This window comes from Lelliottia sp. CFBP8978, assembly GCF_034046055.2.
Taxonomy (GTDB): Bacteria; Pseudomonadota; Gammaproteobacteria; order Enterobacterales; family Enterobacteriaceae; genus Enterobacter.
In genome coordinates this window covers 2,950,400-2,968,816 of record NZ_CM188253.1, presented here as the reverse complement: position 1 = coordinate 2,968,816, position 18,417 = coordinate 2,950,400, and the positions used below count along the sequence as shown (strand labels likewise).

Here is an 18,417-nt window from a genome sequence, read left to right as displayed (position 1 = left end):
AGACCATGACCTTAAAAGAATTATTGGTAGGCTTTGGCACCCAGGTACGCAGTATCTGGATGATTGGCCTGCACGCGTTTGCAAAACGCGAAACCCAGATGTATCCGGAAGAGCCGGTATATCTGCCGCCGCGCTACCGTGGCCGCATCGTGCTTTCACGCGATCCGGACGGCGAAGAGCGTTGCGTTGCCTGTAACCTGTGTGCGGTAGCGTGCCCGGTCGGCTGTATCTCTTTGCAGAAAGCTGAGACCAAAGACGGCCGCTGGTACCCTGAGTTTTTCCGCATCAACTTCTCACGCTGCATTTTCTGCGGTCTGTGTGAAGAAGCGTGCCCAACCACGGCGATTCAGCTGACTCCAGATTTCGAACTGGGTGAGTACAAACGTCAGGATCTGGTGTACGAAAAAGAGGATCTGCTGATTTCCGGTCCGGGCAAATACCCGGAATATAACTTCTACCGGATGGCGGGTATGGCAATCGACGGCAAAGATAAGGGCGAAGCAGAGAACGAAGCCAAGCCTATCGACGTCAAGAGCCTGTTACCGTAAGGAGAGGGCAATGGAATTCGCTTTTTATATCTGTGGCCTTATCGCCATCCTGGCCACGCTGCGAGTGATCACGCACACCAATCCGGTGCATGCGTTGCTTTACTTAATCATCTCGCTGCTGGCCATTTCCGGCGTGTTCTTCGCGCTGGGCGCCCACTTTGCGGGTGCGCTGGAAATTATCGTTTACGCCGGCGCCATCATGGTTCTGTTCGTCTTCGTAGTCATGATGCTGAACCTGGGCGGCTCTGAAATTGAGCAGGAACGTCAGTGGTTGAAACCGCAGGTGTGGATTGGCCCGGCTATTTTGTCGGCTATCATGCTGGCGGTGATCGTTTACGCCATTCTCGGCGTCAACGATCAGGGCATTGACGGTACACCGATCAGCGCTAAAGCAGTGGGTATCACCCTGTTTGGGCCTTACGTTCTGGCCGTTGAACTGGCATCAATGCTACTGCTGGGGGGCCTGGTTGTTGCCTTCCACGTTGGCCGTGAAGAACGCGCTGGTGAGGTACTGAGCAACCGTGCGAACGATAGCGCGAAAAGAAAAACGGAGGAGCGCGCATGATCCCCTTAACACATGGACTGATCCTCGCCGCGATTTTATTCGTTCTGGGCTTAACCGGTCTGGTTATCCGCCGCAATCTGCTGTTTATGCTGATCGGTCTGGAAATCATGATCAACGCTTCCGCGCTGGCCTTTGTGGTTGCCGGTAGCTACTGGGGCCAGACCGATGGTCAGGTTATGTATATTCTCGCCATCAGCCTTGCGGCTGCCGAAGCGAGTATTGGCCTGGCGCTGTTACTGCAGCTCCATCGTCGCCGCCAGAACCTGAACATCGATTCAGTAAGTGAGTTGCGTGGATGAACATGCTTGCCTTAACCATTATTTTCCCGTTGATTGGCTTTGTGCTGCTGGCTTTCTCCCGCGGCCGCTGGTCGGAAAATCTGTCCGCGACAGTGGGCATTGGCTCAATCGGCCTGGCAGCGCTGGTGACAGCGTATGCCGGTATCGACTTCTTCAATAACGGCAAGCAGGCGTTTAGTCTGCCGCTGTGGACCTGGATGTCGGTCGGTGATTTCAACATTGGTTTCAACCTCGTGCTGGATGGTCTCTCTCTGACCATGCTCTCTGTTGTTACCGGTGTCGGTTTCCTGATCCACATGTTCGCCTCCTGGTATATGCGCGGTGAAGAGGGTTATTCCCGCTTCTTCGCCTACACCAACCTCTTTATTGCCAGCATGGTTGTTCTGGTGCTGGGCGATAACCTGCTGCTGATGTATCTCGGCTGGGAAGGCGTGGGTCTCTGTTCTTATCTGCTGATCGGGTTCTATTACACCGATCCGAAGAATGGCGCAGCAGCGATGAAAGCGTTTGTCGTGACCCGTGTGGGTGACGTCTTCCTCGCTTTCGCTCTGTTCATTTTGTACAACGAACTGGGCACGCTGAACTTCCGCGAAATGGTCGAACTGGCTCCGGCACACTTCGAAGCAGGCAACAATATGCTGACGTGGGCGACGCTGATGCTGCTGGGTGGTGCTGTGGGTAAATCCGCGCAGCTGCCGTTGCAGACCTGGCTCGCCGACGCGATGGCAGGTCCAACGCCTGTCTCCGCGCTGATCCACGCTGCCACCATGGTGACCGCGGGTGTTTACCTGATTGCACGTACGCATGGCCTGTTCCTGATGACCCCAGAAATCTTGCATCTGGTGGGCATCGTGGGTGCTGTCACGCTGGTACTGGCAGGCTTTGCCGCGCTGGTGCAGACCGACATCAAACGTGTTCTCGCTTACTCCACTATGAGCCAGATTGGCTACATGTTCCTGGCGCTGGGCGTGCAGGCGTGGGATGCGGCGATTTTCCATCTGATGACCCATGCGTTCTTTAAAGCGCTGCTGTTCCTCGCGTCTGGCTCCGTCATTCTGGCCTGCCATCACGAGCAGAACATCTTTAAAATGGGCGGTCTGCGGAAATCTATTCCGCTGGTTTACGTTTGCTTCCTGGTGGGTGGCGCGGCGCTGTCGGCTCTGCCTCTCATCACCGCGGGCTTCTTCAGTAAGGACGAAATTCTTGCGGGTGCCATGGCAAATGGGCATATCAATCTGATGGTGGCAGGTCTGGTCGGTGCATTCATGACCTCCCTGTATACCTTCCGAATGATTTTCATCGTCTTCCACGGTAAAGAACAAATTCACGCTCATGCAGGGAAGGGGATTACCCACCACCTGCCGCTGCTGGTTCTGCTGGTGCTGTCTACCTTCGTTGGCGCAATGATTGTGCCACCGTTGCAGGGCGTACTGCCGGATACCACCGAGCTTGAGCACGGTCGCGTTCTGACGCTTGAAATCACCTCCGGTGTGGTCGCCATTGCGGGGATCCTGATTGCAGCATGGCTGTGGCTGGGTAAACGTACTCTGGTTACCGCCGTCGCCAACAGCGCTCCTGGTCGTCTGTTGGGCACCTGGTGGTACAACGCGTGGGGCTTTGACTGGCTGTACGACAAGATCTTCGTTAAGCCATTCCTCGGCGTTGCGTGGCTGCTGAAGCGCGATCCGCTGAACTCAATGATGAACATCCCGGCTGTGCTGTCCCGCTTCGCAGGCAAAGGTCTGCTGTTGAGTGAGAACGGTTATCTGCGCTGGTATGTGGCATCAATGAGCATTGGTGCGGTTGTCGTGCTGGCGCTGCTGATGTTCCTGCGTTGATCGTTACGTGAATTGTTTGCGAATTCGTTGAAAATCAGGCCCCTGGTGGGGCCTTAAAAAGGAATAAAAATCGCCATGTTATTACCCTGGCTAATATTAATTCCCTTCATCGGTGGATTCCTGTGCTGGCAGACCGAACGCTTTGGCGTGAAGATGCCGCGCTGGATTGCGCTGATCACCATGGGATTGACGCTGGCGCTGTCACTGCAACTGTGGTTGCAGGGCGGCTACTCTCTGACCCAGTCTGCGGGCATTCCGCAGTGGCAGTCTGAATTTATCCTGCCGTGGATACCGCGTTTCGGTATCACGATCCACCTGGCTCTCGATGGTCTGTCGCTGCTGATGGTGGTATTGACCGGCCTGCTCGGCGTTCTGGCGGTACTTTGCTCCTGGCAAGAAATTCAAAAATACCAGGGCTTCTTCCACCTGAACCTGATGTGGATCCTGGGCGGCGTGATCGGCGTATTCCTTGCCATCGACATGTTCCTGTTCTTCTTCTTCTGGGAAATGATGCTGGTACCGATGTACTTCCTGATCGCGCTGTGGGGCCATAAGGCGTCCGACGGTAAAACGCGTATCACGGCGGCCACCAAGTTCTTCATTTACACCCAGGCGAGCGGTCTGGTGATGTTGATTGCCATTCTGGCGCTGGTGTTCGTTCACTACAACGCAACCGGTGTCTGGACCTTCAACTATCAGGATCTGCTTAAGACGCCGATGTCTCACGGCGTTGAATATCTGCTGATGCTGGGCTTCTTCATTGCGTTTGCGGTGAAAATGCCGGTGGTTCCGCTGCACGGCTGGCTGCCAGATGCGCACTCCCAGGCCCCAACGGCGGGTTCTGTTGACCTGGCGGGGATCTTGCTGAAAACCGCGGCCTACGGTCTGCTGCGTTTTGCGCTGCCGCTGTTCCCGAACGCCTCCGCTGAGTTCGCCCCGATTGCCATGTGGCTTGGTGTGATCGGTATCTTCTACGGCGCATGGATGGCTTTCACGCAGTACGACATCAAACGTCTGATCGCGTACACCTCCGTTTCCCACATGGGCTTCGTACTGATTGCGATCTACACCGGCAGCCAGCTTGCGTACCAGGGCGCGGTTATCCAGATGATTGCCCACGGTCTGTCTGCGGCGGGTCTGTTCATTCTCTGCGGTCAGCTGTATGAGCGTCTGCACACGCGTGATATGCGCATGATGGGCGGTCTGTGGAGCAAGATTAAATGGCTGCCTGCGCTGTCGATGTTCTTTGCGGTAGCGACCCTGGGGATGCCGGGTACCGGTAACTTTGTCGGCGAATTCATGATTCTGTTCGGCAGCTTCAAAGTGGTGCCAGTGATTACGATCATCTCCACTTTCGGCCTGGTCTTCGCATCCGTGTATTCGCTGGCGATGCTGCATCGTGCTTACTTCGGTAAAGCGAAGAGCCAAATCTCGGCGCAAGAACTGCCTGGAATGTCGCTGCGCGAGCTGTTCATCGTTCTGCTGCTGGTCGTACTGCTGGTGCTGCTGGGCTTCTGGCCGCAGCCGATTCTGGATACCTCGCATTCCGCGATGGGTAACATCCAGCAGTGGTTTGTTAATTCTGCTTCTACTACAAGGCCGTAAATCGCCATGACAATAACTCCACAACAACTGATCGCGCTGCTACCGCTGCTGATCGTCGGATTGACGGTGGTGGTTGTGATGCTCTCCATTGCGTGGCGACGCAATCACTTCCTGAATGCCACGCTGTCGGTTCTGGGTTTGAACGCTGCGTTAGTCTCCCTCTGGTTTGTTGGCCAGGCGGGCGCTATGGACGTCACGCCGCTGATGCGCGTTGACGGTTTTGCCATGCTGTACACCGGGCTGGTTCTGCTGGCGAGCCTGGCAACCTGTACCTTTGCTTATCCATGGCTTGAAGGCTATAACGACAACAAAGAAGAGTTCTATCTGCTGGTTCTGATCGCCTCCCTGGGGGGGATTCTGCTGGCGAATGCGAACCATCTGGCTGCGCTGTTCCTCGGTATTGAGCTGATCTCGCTGCCGCTGTTTGGCCTGATTGGCTATGCGTTCCGTCAGAAGCGCTCTCTGGAAGCAAGCATCAAGTATACGATCCTGTCCGCTGCTGCTTCGTCGTTCCTGCTGTTTGGTATGGCGCTGCTGTACGCGCAGTCGGGTAATCTCTCTTTCGTGGCGCTCGGCAAGAGCCTTGGCGACAACATGCTGCATGAACCGCTGCTGCTGGCGGGTCTGGGCATGATGATTGTCGGACTGGGCTTTAAACTCTCTCTGGTTCCGTTCCACCTCTGGACGCCAGACGTGTATCAGGGCGCTCCGGCCCCTGTCTCCACCTTCCTGGCGACGGCGAGCAAAATCGCTATCTTCGGCGTGGTGATGCGTCTGTTCCTGTACGCTCCAGTGGGCGATAGCGAAGCGGTACGTGTGGTGTTGGGCATTATTGCCTTCGCCTCCATCATCTTCGGTAACCTGATGGCGTTGAGCCAGACCAACATCAAGCGTCTGCTCGGTTACTCTTCCATCTCACACCTGGGCTATCTGCTGGTGGCGTTGATTGCGCTGCAAAGCGGTTCGATGTCGATGGAGACCGTGGGGGTTTACCTGGCCGGTTATCTGTTCAGCAGCCTCGGTGCGTTCGGCGTGGTGAGTCTGATGTCCAGCCCTTACCGTGGCCCGGATGCCGATTCCCTGTTCTCCTATCGTGGTCTGTTCTGGCACCGCCCGATTCTGTCAGCGGTCATGACGGTGATGATGCTGTCTCTGGCGGGCATCCCGATGACGCTGGGCTTTATTGGTAAGTTCTACGTGCTGGCTGTCGGTGTGCAGGCGGGTCTGTGGTGGCTGACAGCGGCGGTCGTTATCGGCTCCGCGATTGGTCTCTACTACTACCTGCGCGTGGCGGTGAGCTTGTACCTGACTGCGCCACAGCAGCTGAACCGCGATGCGCCATCTAACTGGCAGTACAGCGCGGGCGGTATCGTGGTGCTGATCTCTGCGCTGTTGGTGCTGATCTTCGGTATCTATCCGCAGCCGCTGATCACGCTGGTGCAGCATGCGATGCCTTTGATGTAAGTGACGCAAGAAATAAAAAAACCCGCCTCGGCGGGTTTTTTTATGATTATCGCCCTCCGGTGGGAGAGAGCGGGGTGAGGGCAACAGCCTGCACTAAACCTACGCTAACTGTTTCCTGCTGATCAGTGGACCCTCAATTTTCTTCATGGAGCGATCCAGCACTTCCTCAATGACCGATGACAGCTCATTGAGTTCGAACTTCGCCACATAGCCGTCAGCTTTGACCTTACGGATATGATCTTCGTTGGCATTGCCGGAGAGGGATGAGTGGATCACCACCGGAATGTGCTTGAGGATTTCATCGGATTTGATTTTACGCGTGAGCGTAAATCCGTCCATCTCCGGCATTTCGAGATCGGTCAGGACCAGCGCGATTTTATCGGTGATCGGTACGCCTTCGGCCTGTGCCTGTGCGGCCAGAACGCCAATTTTCTCCCATGCCTCTTTGCCGGTAATATGCAGCTGGGCCGGGATATTCATTGCTTCCAGCCCTTTTTCCAGCATTGAGCGCGCGACTTTGGAGTCTTCGGCAACAATGGCCACCGCACCCGGCTTGATGTTGAATTTTTTGGTCTTCAGATTATTGGCATGCAGATCGTGGTTAGATGGCGTGATGTCATACAGGATCTGTTCAACATCAAGCACCATCGCCAGGTCGTTGGTATCCGTTTTTTCATCAAGGCAGGCGATGCTGGTGATATAGCGTCCACTGACCGCGGTTTCAGCCGCATGAACCTGCTTCCAGTCGAGGCGCATGATGTTTTCCACGGACTCGACGGCAAACGCCTGCACGCTGCGGGCGTATTCGGTAATCAGCAGAATATTCAAACCGGTAGCGGGCTTACAGCCCGCGACTGCCGCCAGATCGATAACCGGGATCACCTGATCGCGAATATTCACCATGCCCATCAGCGGTGATTTCATCCCTGCGGGTTTCGTGAATTCCGGCATCGGGACAATTTCGCGCAGCTTAAAAACGTTAATGCCAAACAGCTCAGACTTGTTTTCATTCAGCGAGGTGCCGAGACGGAACAATAACAGCTCAAACCGGTTCGACAGGGTGAGATTCGCCCTGTCATCAATATCTTTCTGGAAATTATCCATTTTACCCTCAAGTGAGATGCCTGCCTTTTAATCGTTATCGGCACGCTGGGGGAAAAATGAAGGGCTAAACGCAAACCTGCATGAAATCTTCTGCCAGCAGGCACTCCGGAAAGACGCTCTGGCACTCCTCCAGCAGGGCCGCACAGCCACGGGCGTCGTAACGAGAGCTCACATGCGTGACGATCAACTTCCCGACGCCTGCATCACAGGCGAGCAGCGCTGCCTGGCGCGTTGAGCTGTGGCCACGGCTATTGGCTTTTTCTTCCATTGCCGTCTCAAGCGTCGCCTCATGGACCAACACATCAACGCTTTGCGCCAGAAGCAACGCCTCCGCGCAGGGGGCTGTATCGCCGAAGATCGCCACTTTTTTACCGGGAACAGGGGCAGAGAGATAGACCTGACCGTCAACAATGCGCCCGTCATCCAGCGTTACCGTTTCGCCTTTCTTGAGCTGCTGGAATAGCGGCCCGGGCTTAATCCCGTCAGCTATAAGCGCTGCGGCATCCAGAGCGCCCGGTTTATCGTGTTCTTCGATGCGATAGCCGTAGCACTCCACCGGATGATTCAGCGGCTGTGCCGTCACGGTACAGCGCTCATCCTGGTACACCACGCCCTGGCGGATCTCAACCACCTCAAGCGGATAGTCCGTCCATGACCCGCTCAAACGCAGCGTGGTTTCAACAAATTCCTGAAGACCGGCCGGGCCGTAAAGGGTCAGCGGCCTGGCGTTTCCGGCCATAGAGCGACTGCACAGCAATCCCGGCAGGCCAAACAGATGATCGCCATGCAGATGAGTAATGAAAATTTTATCGAGTTTGCCGGGGTGATACGGTGTATTTAACAGCTGATGCTGCGTTCCTTCACCACAATCGAAAAGCCATAAACCAGGGCGAGTGGGATGCTGCAGATCCAACAGTATCGCCGTCACATTTCGTGACAGGGTTGGCACGCCCGCGGACGTACCCAGAAAAATCAGTTCCATAGCGCAATCAGACTCTTTGCCGAACGGGAAAGTGTTTAGTATAACGGGATGATTCTCAAGAAGGAGCCTGACATGATCCAGTGGCAAGATTTACACCATAGTGAATTGACCGTTTCCAGCCTCTACGCCTTGCTTCAACTGCGTTGCGAGGTCTTTGTCGTCGAACAAACGTGCCCTTATCAGGACATTGACGGTGACGATCTGGCAGGAGAGAACCGTCATATCCTCGGCTGGAAAGATAACGAGCTGGTAGCGTATGCGAGGATTCTGAAAAGTGAAGACGATTTCGAGCCTGTGGTCATTGGCCGGGTGATTATCAGCAGCAAAGCGCGCGGCGAAAAACTGGGCTATGCGCTGATGGAACAAACCCTCGCCTCCTGCGTGAAACAGTGGCCTGACAAGGCGTTATACCTGGGCGCGCAGGCTCATCTTCAGGGCTTCTATGCCCACTTTGGCTTCTCCCCGGTGACCAATGTTTATGATGAGGATGGGATTGCGCACATCGGTATGGCCCGGGAAGCGAAACAGGCGTAATCCGCTGTCGTTGTCTATAGTTAGCGGACTGATGCACTCACACGGAGAAAAAAATGTCTTTTCAATCCTGGGATTCCCGTATCGATGACGATCTGGCACTGCTAAGCGAAACGCTGGAAGAAGTACTACGTTCTTCAGGCGATCCGGCCGATCAAAAGTACATTGAGCTGAAGGCACGCGCTGAACAGGCGCTGCATGAAGTGAAAAACCGCGTCAGCAATGCGTCTGACAACTACTACTACCGGGCCAAAAAAGCGGTTTATCGTGCCGATGATTATGTGCATGAAAAACCGTGGCAAGGCATCGGCGTCGGTGCTGCGGCAGGCCTGGTACTCGGGCTGTTGCTCTCTCGCCGCTAATCATTTGCACGAACGGTGACCCCTCCCTATACGTGGGTACTGCTTTTTACGGCAAGTACCCCGTATAATATGAGGTTTTTAACCGGGAGAGGTCAGCGTGCATTCGATTTCAATCGCTCTGGAAGGTCTTTGCCACTTTCTTGCGCAAGACTTTCCTGCATCGCCCGGTATGCGTCACGCTGACGTCACTTTCCCGTTAAACGATGCTTTCGATCCCCTGGCCTGGCTCGGCTCACAGATCTGTTTTCCGCAATTTTACTGGCAACAGCGCAACGGCGATGAAGAGCTCGCTGCCCTGGGGGCGGTAGAACAGTTTGCTTCGTTATCTTCGGCGCAGCACTTTCTTACAGCCCACACTGCGACTGACGACACCCGAATTTGCGGTTTGAATGCCTTTCGCCCTGAACAGAGCAGTTTATTTCTGCCTCGCCTGCTGTGGCTACGCGCCGGTGGCGTGGCAACGCTACGTTTGAATCTGTGGAGCGACAGCTCGCTTCGGGAGGACGCACAACGCGCCCGCGACTGGCTGCAACAGCTTCGCGATAGTCAACCGATAGCCGCGCTTTCAGCGAAACTGCTGCGCGAAACCCAACTCCCCGCAAAACCAGAATGGCTGGAACTGATTTCTCAGGCAACGGACACGATTACCCGCGGTGCATTTGAAAAAGTGGTGCTGGCACGGGCAACCGATCTGCATTTTGATCGCCCAGTCAATGCCGTCTCGCTGATGGCCGCCAGCCGTCGTCTCAACCATAACTGCTACCATTTCTGCATGATTTTCGACGCGGAAAATGCCTTTACTGGCTCATCTCCGGAGCGTCTGTGGCGACGCCGTGGCACGCATTTGCGTACCGAGGCGCTGGCGGGAACCGTCGCCAGCCATAGCGAGGATACGCAGGCGCAGCAATTGGGCGACTGGTTGCTGAACGACGACAAAAACCAGCGTGAAAACATGCTGGTCGTTGAAGATATCTGCCAGCGGCTACAGCATCACGCTCAGGCGCTGGAAGTGCTACCGCCGCAAGTTGTCCGGCTGCGCAAGGTCCAGCATTTACGCCGCTGCATCTGGACGGAACTGAGCATCGCGGACGATGCGCAATGTCTCCAGTGGCTACAGCCCACGGCCGCCGTCGCCGGTCTTCCGCGCCAGTCTGCGCATCAGTTTATCCAGCACGTTGAGCCGTTTGACCGGGAATGGTATGCCGGTTCTGCCGGTTATCTTTCCCTCGCCCAAACCGAGTTTTGCGTATCGCTACGCTGTGCCCGCGTGGGTGACAGTGCGGTAAGGCTTTACGCCGGAGCGGGGATTGTCAGCGGTTCGGTCCCGGAGGAAGAGTGGCAGGAGATAGAGAATAAAGCGGCGGGGCTGAGAACACTGCTCCTTAGGGATTAATACTGAGTCGCACATTACCGATTCATATCAAAATTCAATCGCTCTCTATTATTTATACTGTGTCTTAATATTGATACCGGACAATTTCATGTCAGTAAGTTCTTTTAACCGGCGCTGGGCGGCGGTCATTCTTGAAGCCCTGACTCGCCATGGCGTCAGGCATGTGTGTATTGCGCCGGGCTCACGTTCAACGCCGCTAACGCTTGCGGCGGCAGAAAACCGGGCGTTTATTCATCATACCCATTTTGATGAGCGCGGCCTGGGTCATCTGGCGCTGGGGCTGGCGAAAGTCAGTAAAGCGCCCGTGGCGGTCATCGTGACGTCCGGTACGGCTGTCGCCAATCTCTATCCGGCGCTGATCGAAGCCGGGCTGACGGGTGAAAAACTGATCCTCCTTACCGCCGACCGGCCACCTGAGCTGATTGACTGCGGGGCAAACCAGGCGATTCGACAGCCTGGGATTTTTGCCTCGCATCCCTCTGCTGCTCTGGCGTTACCGCGCCCGACGCAGGATATTCCCGCCAGCTGGTTAGTCTCGACGCTCGACAACGCGCTGGGCGCATTACGTCACGGGGCATTGCATATCAACTGTCCGTTCGCCGAGCCGCTGTATGGCGAGATGGACGATACCGGCGTGAAGTGGCAGCAAGCGCTTGGCAACTGGTGGCAAAGCGACAAGCCGTGGTTGCGCGCGCAAACGCATCTCGAAAGCGCCCGACAGCGCGACTGGTTCTTCTGGCGGCAAAAACGCGGGGTGGTCCTCGCCGGGCGAATGAGCGCAGCCGAAGGCAAACAGGTGGCGGAATGGGCGAAAATGCTGGGCTGGCCGCTGATTGGCGATGTTCTGTCGCAAACCGGACAACCGCTGCCCTGCGCCGATCTCTGGCTTGGCAATGCCAAAGCGGTAACCGAGCTCGCCGAAGCGCAAATTGTTATTCAACTTGGCTCCAGCCTCACCGGTAAACGTTTATTGCAGTGGCAGACGACCTGCGAACCCGAAGAGTACTGGCTGGTGGATCCGCAGGAAGGGCGGCTTGATCCCGCTCACCATCGTGGGCGTCGTCTGGTCAGCGAAATCAATCAGTGGCTTGAAGCGCATCCGGCGGAAAAACGTCAGCCGTGGACACTGGATATCCTGGCGCTGTCGCGTCAGGCGTGGGAGCTCACGTCACAACAATGCGAAGCCTTTAGTGAAGCCGGGCTGGCGCATCGTATCCAGCGCTATCTGCCGGAACAGGGGCAGCTTTTCGTTGGCAACAGCCTGGTGGTACGTCTGATCGATGCGTTTTCACAGCTGCCAGCCGGATATCCGGTTTACAGCAATCGTGGCGCCAGCGGCATTGACGGCCTGATTTCCACCGCAGCAGGCGTTCAGCGAGCCAGCGCCAAATCCACGCTGGCCATTGTGGGTGATTTATCCGCCCTCTATGACCTGAATGCGCTGGCGCTGTTGCGCCAGGTTTCAGCGCCGTTCGTGCTGATTGTGGTCAATAATAACGGCGGACAAATCTTCTCCCTGCTGCCGACGCCGCAAAGCGAGCGCGAGCGCTTTTATCTGATGCCGCAAAACGTGCAGTTTGAGCACGCCGCGGCCATGTTCAGCCTCAAATACCGCCGCCCGGAAAGTTGGACCGATTTAGACGACGCGCTTGATCACGCCTGGCGACAGCCGGGAGCGACCTTAATCGAACTGGTGGTGAATGACGCTGACGGGGCCCGGATGTTACAGAACCTGCTGGCACAGGTGAGCCAGCTATGACACTGGCCGGAGAGATGCGTGCCGGCAAGCCAGGTCTTCCCTGGCTGGTTTTTTTGCACGGTTTTTCCGGCGATTGTCGCGAATGGCAGGATGTGGGCGCACGGTTGCCCGACTATCCGCGGCTGTATCTTGATCTCCCGGGGCATGGTAACGCTCAAGATATTGCCGTGTCGGGATTCAGCGATGTGCATCAATGGCTGAAGGCCACACTGCTTAGTTACAACATACTTAACTACTGGCTGGTGGGCTACTCCCTCGGCGGTCGTATCGCCATGTATCATGCGTGTCAGCAGCCAGACGGGCTGGCGGGGCTGATTGTCGAAGGGGCGCATCCGGGTCTGAGCGATGCCGCTGAGCGCACCGCGCGATGGCAGTCCGACAGCCGATGGGCGCTGCGTTTTCGCGATGAGCCCTTAGAGACCGTTTTTAACGCCTGGTATCAGCAGCCCGTTTTTGCCTCGTTGACCGACTCACAGCGTGGCGAGCTGGTAATGCTACGTCGGCAAAACAGTGGCCCCGCGCTGGGCGCAATGCTGATGGCGACATCGCTGGCTGAACAACCGGATTTACGCCGTGCACTCAGCGCCCGCGCTTATCCTTTTTATTATTTGTATGGCGATCGCGACGACAAGTTTGCGGCCCTTGCTGCGGAACTTAACGCCGAACGCCATGTGATCCCCAATGCCGGACACAACGCCCACCGGGAAAATCCCGTCGCGGTTGCCGCGAGTCTGGCTCAGATACTGCGTCTTCGAATAAAGGACACCCCATGATCTATTCTGATGAACAAATGCTGTATGCACCGGTTGAATGGCAAGACTGCTCCGAAGGCTACACCGATATTCGTTATCACAAATCCGCAGACGGGATTGCCAAAATCACGATTAACCGTCCGCAGGTGCGTAACGCGTTTCGTCCGCTCACGGTTAAAGAGATGATTCAGGCGCTGGCCGATGCGCGTTACGACGATAATATCGGTGTGATCGTGCTGACCGGCGAAGGTGATAAAGCCTTCTGCGCGGGCGGCGATCAGAAAGTGCGCGGTGACTACGGCGGTTATCAGGATGATTCCGGCGTTCATCACCTGAACGTTCTCGACTTCCAGCGTCAAATTCGTACCTGTCCAAAACCGGTTGTCGCGATGGTTGCGGGCTTCTCCATCGGTGGCGGCCACGTGCTGCACATGATGTGCGATCTGACCATCGCCGCGGAAAACGCCATTTTTGGCCAGACCGGTCCGAAAGTCGGCTCCTTCGACGGCGGCTGGGGCGCATCCTACATGGCGCGCATTGTTGGACAGAAAAAAGCGCGTGAGATCTGGTTCTTGTGCCGTCAGTACAACGCCAAAGAGGCGCTCGATATGGGCCTCGTCAACACCGTTGTACCGGTTGCCGATCTGGAAAAAGAGACGGTACGCTGGTGTCGTGAAATGCTGCAAAACAGCCCGATGGCCCTGCGTTGTCTGAAAGCCGCGCTCAACGCCGACTGCGACGGTCAGGCGGGTCTGCAGGAACTGGCGGGCAATGCCACCATGCTGTTCTACATGACCGAAGAGGGTCAGGAAGGGCGCAACGCGTTTAACGAAAAACGCCAGCCTGATTTCAGCAAATACAAACGGAATCCGTAATGCGCCGCGCGCAGGTTTACCGCTGGCAGATACCCATGGATGCGGGCGTGGTGCTGCGTGAACGGCGGTTAAAAACCCGTGATGGCCTTTTCGTTCATCTGCAACAAGGCGAGCGGCAAGGCTGGGGTGAGGTTTCTCCTCTGCCCGGATTTAGCCAGGAATCGCTCGACGACGCCCAGTCCGCGCTGATGGCGTGGACGGTCGCCTGGCGCGACGGCGAATCTCCGGTGTTACCGGCGATACCTTCTGCGGCGTTCGGTATAAGCTGCGCGCTGGCCGAGCTGGACGGAACCCTGCCTGATGCGGCGGATTACCGCGCTGCGCCGCTCTGTTCGGGCGATCCGGATGAGCTGTTTGCGGTACTGGCTGCCATGCCCGGCGAGAAAGTGGCGAAGGTGAAGGTCGGTCTGTACGAAGCCGTCCGCGACGGCATGGTGGTGAACCTGCTGCTGGAAGCGATTCCCGATCTGCGTCTGCGTCTGGACGCAAACCGCGCTTGGACGCCGCTTAAGGCACAGCAGTTCGCGAAGTATGTCAATCCGGCCTGCCGCGATCGCATTGCATTTCTTGAAGAGCCGTGTAAAACCCGCGAAGATTCTCGCGCCTTTGCACAGGAGACAGGGATCGCCATTGCCTGGGACGAAAGCCTGCGCGAAGCGGATTTCCAGTTTCTCGCCGAACCGGGGGTGAGCGCAGTCGTCATAAAACCGACCCTCACCGGTAGTCTTGATAAAGTGCGAGAGCAGGTTTACGCGGCGCATGCCCTGGGAATGACGGCGGTGATCAGCTCATCTATTGAGTCGAGTCTTGGTCTGACGCAACTGGCGCGTATCGCCGCGTGGCTCACGCCGCACACGATTCCGGGGCTGGACACGCTCAATCTGATGCAATCGCAACTGGTACGACGCTGGCCGGGAAATTCGCTCCCTTGTCTTGAGGTTGAGGCGCTGGAGCCGCTGCTATGATGTTTACCGACTGGCCGTGGAGAGCGTGGCGCAGCCGACAGGCGGATAAACCTGCGTTGCGCCTCAACCGTGAAATCCTCACCTGGCGGCAGCTTTGTCAGCGAGTGGATGCCCTGGCGACCGGGTTCCACCGTCAGGGGGTAGAAGAGGGGGACGGGGTGATGCTGATGGCGCAAAATCACCCTGACACTCTGCTGGCCTGGCTGGCGTTACTGCAATGCGGAGCGCGCATTTTACCGATCAATCCGCAACTCCCGCGCCCGCTGGTGGATGTGCTCATCCCGCAACTGACGCTGCGTTTTGCGCTGGCGTTGGACGGCGAGCCGGGTGGACTGGCACCGCTTACCCTGCGCGACCAACCGGGCTGTCATGCCGCAGCGTGGCAACCCGGGCGGCTGGTATCCATGACGCTGACCTCCGGTTCCACGGGGCTGCCAAAGGCGGCGGTGCATAGCAGTGCCGCGCATCTTGCCAGCGCTGAAGGGGTACTGGGCTTGATGCCTTACGCTGGTGATGACGACTGGCTGTTATCGCTGCCGTTATTTCATGTCTCAGGACAGGGGATTTTATGGCGTTGGCTGTTGGCTGGCGCCAGGTTGACGGTGTGCGATAAACAACCGCTGGAACAGATGCTGCAAGGGTGCACCCATGCGTCTCTGGTTCCGACGCAGCTCTGGCGGCTACTCAATCAACACCAACCGGTGGCACTGAAAGCGGTGCTGCTGGGCGGCGCGGCTATCCCTGTTGAACTGACGCTGAAGGCGAAGGAGCAGGGGATTCGCTGCTGGTGTGGCTACGGGCTCACCGAGTTCGCCTCGACCGTCTGTGCGAAAGAGGCGGACGGAAAAGCCGATGTGGGTTATCCGCTCGCGGGCAGAGAGGTCTGTATTGTTGATGGCGAAATCTGGCTGAAAGCGCAAAGTATGGCCAGCGGCTACTGGCGCGACGGCAAACAGGTCCCACTCGTGAATGAGAAAGGCTGGTTTGCCACGCGCGATCGCGGTGAACTTCTTGATGGCCGCCTGACGATCATGGGGCGCATGGATAATCTGTTTTTCAGCGGCGGTGAAGGGATCCAGCCCGAAGAACTTGAACGCGTTATCAGTGCGCATCCTCTGATTCATCAGGTTTTTGTCGTTCCGCTGGATGACGCGGAGTTTGGTCAACGACCGGTCGCCGTGGTGGAGTGTGATACCGGCACGGATATCGCCCTCTTTCCTGAATGGGTTCGCGATAAGCTGGCTCGTTTCCAGCAGCCGCAGCATTGGCTGGTATTGCCCGCCGAACTTAAAAGCGGGGGAATTAAAATCTCGCGCCGCGCGCTACAGCAATGGGTTAATGTTTTTCTGAAAGGCTAGCGCTGAAATCAGAGGGCCAGGACGTGCTCTGAGTACAAAAAAAGCGTGAAAGTTTCAAATCGTTACAATCTAAAGGGCCTAGGCACTCATAGAGCATTGATCCCAGCCCGACTCGGGTTAAAATCTCGCGGTTTTGGGACATCTAAATTTAATGAGTGTGGGATCACGACAATGAAAAAAGTGGCATTAATGGGCTTAGGCCTGATGTGTGTATCTGCGGCGGCGAACGCAATTTCTGTTAGCGGCCAGGCGGGTAAAGATTATACCCATCTCGGCTTTGGCATGGGAACGGAAACCTCTGGACTGGCGGTAACCGGCGGCTGGACGCATAACGATGACGACGGCGACGCAGCAAGCCTCGGCCTGGGTCTGAATGTTCCACTGGGACCTTTCCTGGCCACCGTTGGCGGGAAAGGCATCTACACCAATCCGAACGACGGTAGCGAAGGTTACGCGGCGGCAGTGGGCGGTGGTCTGCAGTGGAAAATTGGCGACAGCTTCGGGCTGTTCGGCGAGTACTACTATTCTCCGGATTCCCTCTCCAGCGGTATCGACAGCTACGAAGAAGCCAACGCGGGTGCGCGCTGGACTATCATGCGTCCGATCACCATCGAAGCCGGTTATCGTTACCTGAACCTCGCAGGGAAAGACGGTAATCGTGACAACGCCTTGGCTGATGGCCCATACGTTGGCGTAAGCGCAGGTTTCTGATTTTCTGGCGCGGCGTTCTGCCGCGCCTGTTTCTCTTCCCCCCACATCTGATTGCGCTATAGTGTTTCCACCAAATACGTGGGAGAACACGATGATAAGCGTGGAAATGCTGTCCACTGGCGACGAAGTGCTGCATGGACAAATTACCGATACCAATGCGGCCTGGCTGGCCAATTATTTCTTTGAACAGGGATTACCTTTAACGCGCCGCAACACCGTCGGTGACAGTCTGGATGCTTTAGTCACCGTTCTGCGCGAGCGTAGCGAACAGGCGGATGTGTTGATCGTCAACGGCGGTCTGGGGCCGACCAGCGACGATCTCAGTGCTCTTGCGGCGGCAACGGCAAAAGGCGAGGAGCTGGTCCTGCACACCGAGTGGCTGGAGCAAATGGAGCGTTTCTTCACCGAGCGTGGCCGGGTGATGGCGCCGAGTAATCGCAAGCAGGCGGAAATCCCGGCCAGCGCCGAGCTGATTGATAACCCGGTCGGCACGGCTTGCGGATTCGCCGTCAAGCTCAATCGTTGCCTGATGTTCTTTACTCCCGGCGTTCCCTCAGAATTCAAAGTGATGGTCGAGCAGCAAATCCTGCCGCGCCTGCGCGCGCGATTGACTCTGCCGGAGCCTCCGGTTTGTCTGCGTCTGACCACCTTTGGTCGCTCAGAGAGCGATCTGGCGCAGAGTCTCGATCATCTTGAGCTGCCGGAAGGCGTATCCATGGGATATCGCTCTTCGATGCCCATTATCGAGCTGAAGCTTACCGGCCCGGCAGTCCATAAGGCAGCGATGCTGGCGGCGTGGCCTGAAGTGCAGCGGGTGGCAGGCGAAAACCTGATTTTTGAAGGTACGGAAGGTTTGCCAGCGCAAATTGCCCGCCATTTACAGGAGCGTCAGCTAAGCCTGACGCTGAGCGAGCAGTTCACCGGCGGTTTGCTGGCGTTACAGCTATCGCGTGAAAATGCCTCGCTGCTGGCCAGCGAAGTGGTGCCATCGCAGGAAGAAACGCTGGCGCAAACCGCGCACTGGGCGGCGGACCGCCGAACGAAACATTTTGCCGGGCTGGCGCTGGCGGTGACCGGACTTGAAGATGAACATCTCAACTTCGCGCTCGCCACGCCGCAGGGCACACATGCGCTACGGGTCAAGATGAGCGTCACGCGCCACAGTCTGCAGGTGCGGCAGGAGGTTTGCGCGATGATGGCGCTGAACATGCTGCGCCGCTGGCTGAACGGGAAAGATGTTGCCAGCGAACACGGCTGGATAAATGTCGTCGAATCGCTGTTTATTGAGTGAGAATACCGGGGCAAA

The 18,417-nt window shown here is 56.8% G+C and carries 18 protein-coding genes; 16 read left to right on the top strand and 2 right to left on the bottom strand.

The features are described 5' to 3' along the window. The first annotated feature begins 5 nt into the window (after nucleotides 1-5). The 6 genes from nuoI to nuoN all read left to right on the top strand — a co-directional run bounded on the left by nuoI (nucleotide 6) and on the right by nuoN (nucleotide 6,319). Nucleotides 6-548 carry an NADH-quinone oxidoreductase subunit NuoI gene (gene nuoI, locus SOM82_RS13950; protein ID WP_154127439.1) on the top strand — a complete coding sequence of 181 codons (543 nt, stop codon included), beginning with the start codon at nucleotides 6-8 and terminating at the stop codon, nucleotides 546-548. A 10-nt stretch (nucleotides 549-558) separates the two neighbouring features. Next, nucleotides 559-1,113 carry an NADH-quinone oxidoreductase subunit J gene (nuoJ, locus tag SOM82_RS13945; RefSeq protein ID WP_320459735.1) on the top strand — a complete coding sequence of 185 codons (555 nt, stop codon included), beginning with the start codon at nucleotides 559-561 and terminating at the stop codon, nucleotides 1,111-1,113. Next, nucleotides 1,110-1,412: an NADH-quinone oxidoreductase subunit NuoK gene (gene nuoK, locus SOM82_RS13940; protein WP_003861496.1), complete on the top strand. Its 303-nt coding sequence runs from the start codon at nucleotides 1,110-1,112 to the stop codon at nucleotides 1,410-1,412. The genes nuoJ and nuoK overlap by 4 nt, the downstream gene beginning before the upstream one ends. Continuing rightward, a complete protein-coding gene (gene nuoL, locus SOM82_RS13935; protein WP_320459736.1) occupies nucleotides 1,409-3,250 on the top strand; it encodes an NADH-quinone oxidoreductase subunit L in 1,842 nt (613 codons plus the stop codon). Before nuoK ends, nuoL begins: the two co-directional genes overlap by 4 nt. A 75-nt stretch (nucleotides 3,251-3,325) precedes the next feature. Beyond that, nucleotides 3,326-4,855 (top strand): NADH-quinone oxidoreductase subunit M, encoded by a 1,530-nt coding sequence (gene nuoM, locus SOM82_RS13930; RefSeq protein WP_320459737.1) that lies wholly within the window; start codon nucleotides 3,326-3,328, stop codon nucleotides 4,853-4,855. A 6-nt stretch (nucleotides 4,856-4,861) separates the two neighbouring features. Next, entirely contained in the window at nucleotides 4,862-6,319 is a 1,458-nt protein-coding gene (nuoN, locus tag SOM82_RS13925) for an NADH-quinone oxidoreductase subunit NuoN (RefSeq protein WP_154127436.1), read from the top strand. Between the two features lie 99 nt (nucleotides 6,320-6,418). Here nuoN and SOM82_RS13920 read toward each other — a convergent pair whose 3' ends face one another. Further along, nucleotides 6,419-7,423: a chemotaxis protein gene (locus SOM82_RS13920; protein ID WP_154127435.1), complete on the bottom strand. Its 1,005-nt coding sequence runs from the start codon at nucleotides 7,421-7,423 to the stop codon at nucleotides 6,419-6,421. A 64-nt stretch (nucleotides 7,424-7,487) separates the two neighbouring features. Continuing rightward, nucleotides 7,488-8,405, bottom strand: coding sequence for a ribonuclease Z (gene rnz, locus SOM82_RS13915; RefSeq protein WP_320459738.1), 918 nt, complete (start codon nucleotides 8,403-8,405; stop codon nucleotides 7,488-7,490). A gap of 72 nt (nucleotides 8,406-8,477) precedes the next feature. On the opposite strand from rnz, the gene SOM82_RS13910 reads away from it, so the two are divergent. From SOM82_RS13910 to SOM82_RS13865, 10 genes are all read left to right on the top strand, one after another. Next, a complete protein-coding gene (locus tag SOM82_RS13910; RefSeq protein ID WP_320459739.1) occupies nucleotides 8,478-8,939 on the top strand; it encodes a GNAT family N-acetyltransferase in 462 nt (153 codons plus the stop codon). A gap of 53 nt (nucleotides 8,940-8,992) precedes the next feature. After that, nucleotides 8,993-9,298 (top strand): stress response protein ElaB, encoded by a 306-nt coding sequence (gene elaB, locus SOM82_RS13905; RefSeq protein WP_154127432.1) that lies wholly within the window; start codon nucleotides 8,993-8,995, stop codon nucleotides 9,296-9,298. A gap of 97 nt (nucleotides 9,299-9,395) precedes the next feature. Then, nucleotides 9,396-10,691 carry an isochorismate synthase MenF gene (gene menF / locus SOM82_RS13900; protein WP_320459740.1) on the top strand — a complete coding sequence of 432 codons (1,296 nt, stop codon included), beginning with the start codon at nucleotides 9,396-9,398 and terminating at the stop codon, nucleotides 10,689-10,691. Between the two features lie 88 nt (nucleotides 10,692-10,779). After that, on the top strand, nucleotides 10,780-12,450 hold the full coding sequence (menD, locus tag SOM82_RS13895) for a 2-succinyl-5-enolpyruvyl-6-hydroxy-3-cyclohexene-1-carboxylic-acid synthase (protein ID WP_320459741.1): 1,671 nt from the start codon (nucleotides 10,780-10,782) through the stop codon (nucleotides 12,448-12,450). Continuing rightward, nucleotides 12,447-13,223, top strand: a complete 777-nt coding sequence (menH, locus tag SOM82_RS13890; RefSeq protein WP_320459742.1) for a 2-succinyl-6-hydroxy-2,4-cyclohexadiene-1-carboxylate synthase — start codon at nucleotides 12,447-12,449, stop codon at nucleotides 13,221-13,223. The genes menD and menH overlap by 4 nt, the downstream gene beginning before the upstream one ends. Beyond that, a complete protein-coding gene (menB, locus tag SOM82_RS13885) occupies nucleotides 13,220-14,077 on the top strand; it encodes a 1,4-dihydroxy-2-naphthoyl-CoA synthase (RefSeq protein WP_320459743.1) in 858 nt (285 codons plus the stop codon). Before menH ends, menB begins: the two co-directional genes overlap by 4 nt. After that, nucleotides 14,077-15,042, top strand: a complete 966-nt coding sequence (menC, locus tag SOM82_RS13880) for an o-succinylbenzoate synthase (RefSeq protein WP_320459744.1) — start codon at nucleotides 14,077-14,079, stop codon at nucleotides 15,040-15,042. The genes menB and menC overlap by 1 nt, the downstream gene beginning before the upstream one ends. Beyond that, nucleotides 15,039-16,400 carry an o-succinylbenzoate--CoA ligase gene (gene menE, locus SOM82_RS13875; protein ID WP_320459745.1) on the top strand — a complete coding sequence of 454 codons (1,362 nt, stop codon included), beginning with the start codon at nucleotides 15,039-15,041 and terminating at the stop codon, nucleotides 16,398-16,400. The genes menC and menE overlap by 4 nt, the downstream gene beginning before the upstream one ends. Before the next feature lie 171 nt (nucleotides 16,401-16,571). After that, entirely contained in the window at nucleotides 16,572-17,111 is a 540-nt protein-coding gene (locus tag SOM82_RS13870) for a YfaZ family outer membrane protein (protein WP_154127426.1), read from the top strand. A 91-nt stretch (nucleotides 17,112-17,202) separates the two neighbouring features. Continuing rightward, nucleotides 17,203-18,402 (top strand): nicotinamide mononucleotide deamidase-related protein YfaY, encoded by a 1,200-nt coding sequence (locus tag SOM82_RS13865; RefSeq protein ID WP_320459746.1) that lies wholly within the window; start codon nucleotides 17,203-17,205, stop codon nucleotides 18,400-18,402. The last annotated feature ends 15 nt before the right edge of the window (nucleotides 18,403-18,417 follow it).

Excerpts from the sequence above, each read along its gene's own strand:
- SOM82_RS13865 (WP_320459746.1), top strand. The coding sequence starts at position 17,203 with ATGATAAGCGTGGAAATGCTGTCCACTGGCGACGAAGTGCTGCATGGA.
- menE (WP_320459745.1), top strand. The coding sequence starts at position 15,039 with ATGATGTTTACCGACTGGCCGTGGAGAGCGTGGCGCAGCCGACAGGCG.
- nuoN (WP_154127436.1), top strand. The coding sequence starts at position 4,862 with ATGACAATAACTCCACAACAACTGATCGCGCTGCTACCGCTGCTGATC.
- SOM82_RS13870 (WP_154127426.1), top strand. The coding sequence starts at position 16,572 with ATGAAAAAAGTGGCATTAATGGGCTTAGGCCTGATGTGTGTATCTGCG.
- SOM82_RS13920 (WP_154127435.1), bottom strand. The coding sequence starts at position 7,423 with ATGGATAATTTCCAGAAAGATATTGATGACAGGGCGAATCTCACCCTG.
- nuoM (WP_320459737.1), top strand. The coding sequence starts at position 3,326 with ATGTTATTACCCTGGCTAATATTAATTCCCTTCATCGGTGGATTCCTG.
- menH (WP_320459742.1), top strand. The coding sequence starts at position 12,447 with ATGACACTGGCCGGAGAGATGCGTGCCGGCAAGCCAGGTCTTCCCTGG.
- elaB (WP_154127432.1), top strand. The coding sequence starts at position 8,993 with ATGTCTTTTCAATCCTGGGATTCCCGTATCGATGACGATCTGGCACTG.
- menD (WP_320459741.1), top strand. The coding sequence starts at position 10,780 with ATGTCAGTAAGTTCTTTTAACCGGCGCTGGGCGGCGGTCATTCTTGAA.
- menB (WP_320459743.1), top strand. The coding sequence starts at position 13,220 with ATGATCTATTCTGATGAACAAATGCTGTATGCACCGGTTGAATGGCAA.
- menC (WP_320459744.1), top strand. The coding sequence starts at position 14,077 with ATGCGCCGCGCGCAGGTTTACCGCTGGCAGATACCCATGGATGCGGGC.
- nuoL (WP_320459736.1), top strand. The coding sequence starts at position 1,409 with ATGAACATGCTTGCCTTAACCATTATTTTCCCGTTGATTGGCTTTGTG.
- nuoJ (WP_320459735.1), top strand. The coding sequence starts at position 559 with ATGGAATTCGCTTTTTATATCTGTGGCCTTATCGCCATCCTGGCCACG.
- SOM82_RS13910 (WP_320459739.1), top strand. The coding sequence starts at position 8,478 with ATGATCCAGTGGCAAGATTTACACCATAGTGAATTGACCGTTTCCAGC.
- nuoI (WP_154127439.1), top strand. The coding sequence starts at position 6 with ATGACCTTAAAAGAATTATTGGTAGGCTTTGGCACCCAGGTACGCAGT.
- nuoK (WP_003861496.1), top strand. The coding sequence starts at position 1,110 with ATGATCCCCTTAACACATGGACTGATCCTCGCCGCGATTTTATTCGTT.
- rnz (WP_320459738.1), bottom strand. The coding sequence starts at position 8,405 with ATGGAACTGATTTTTCTGGGTACGTCCGCGGGCGTGCCAACCCTGTCA.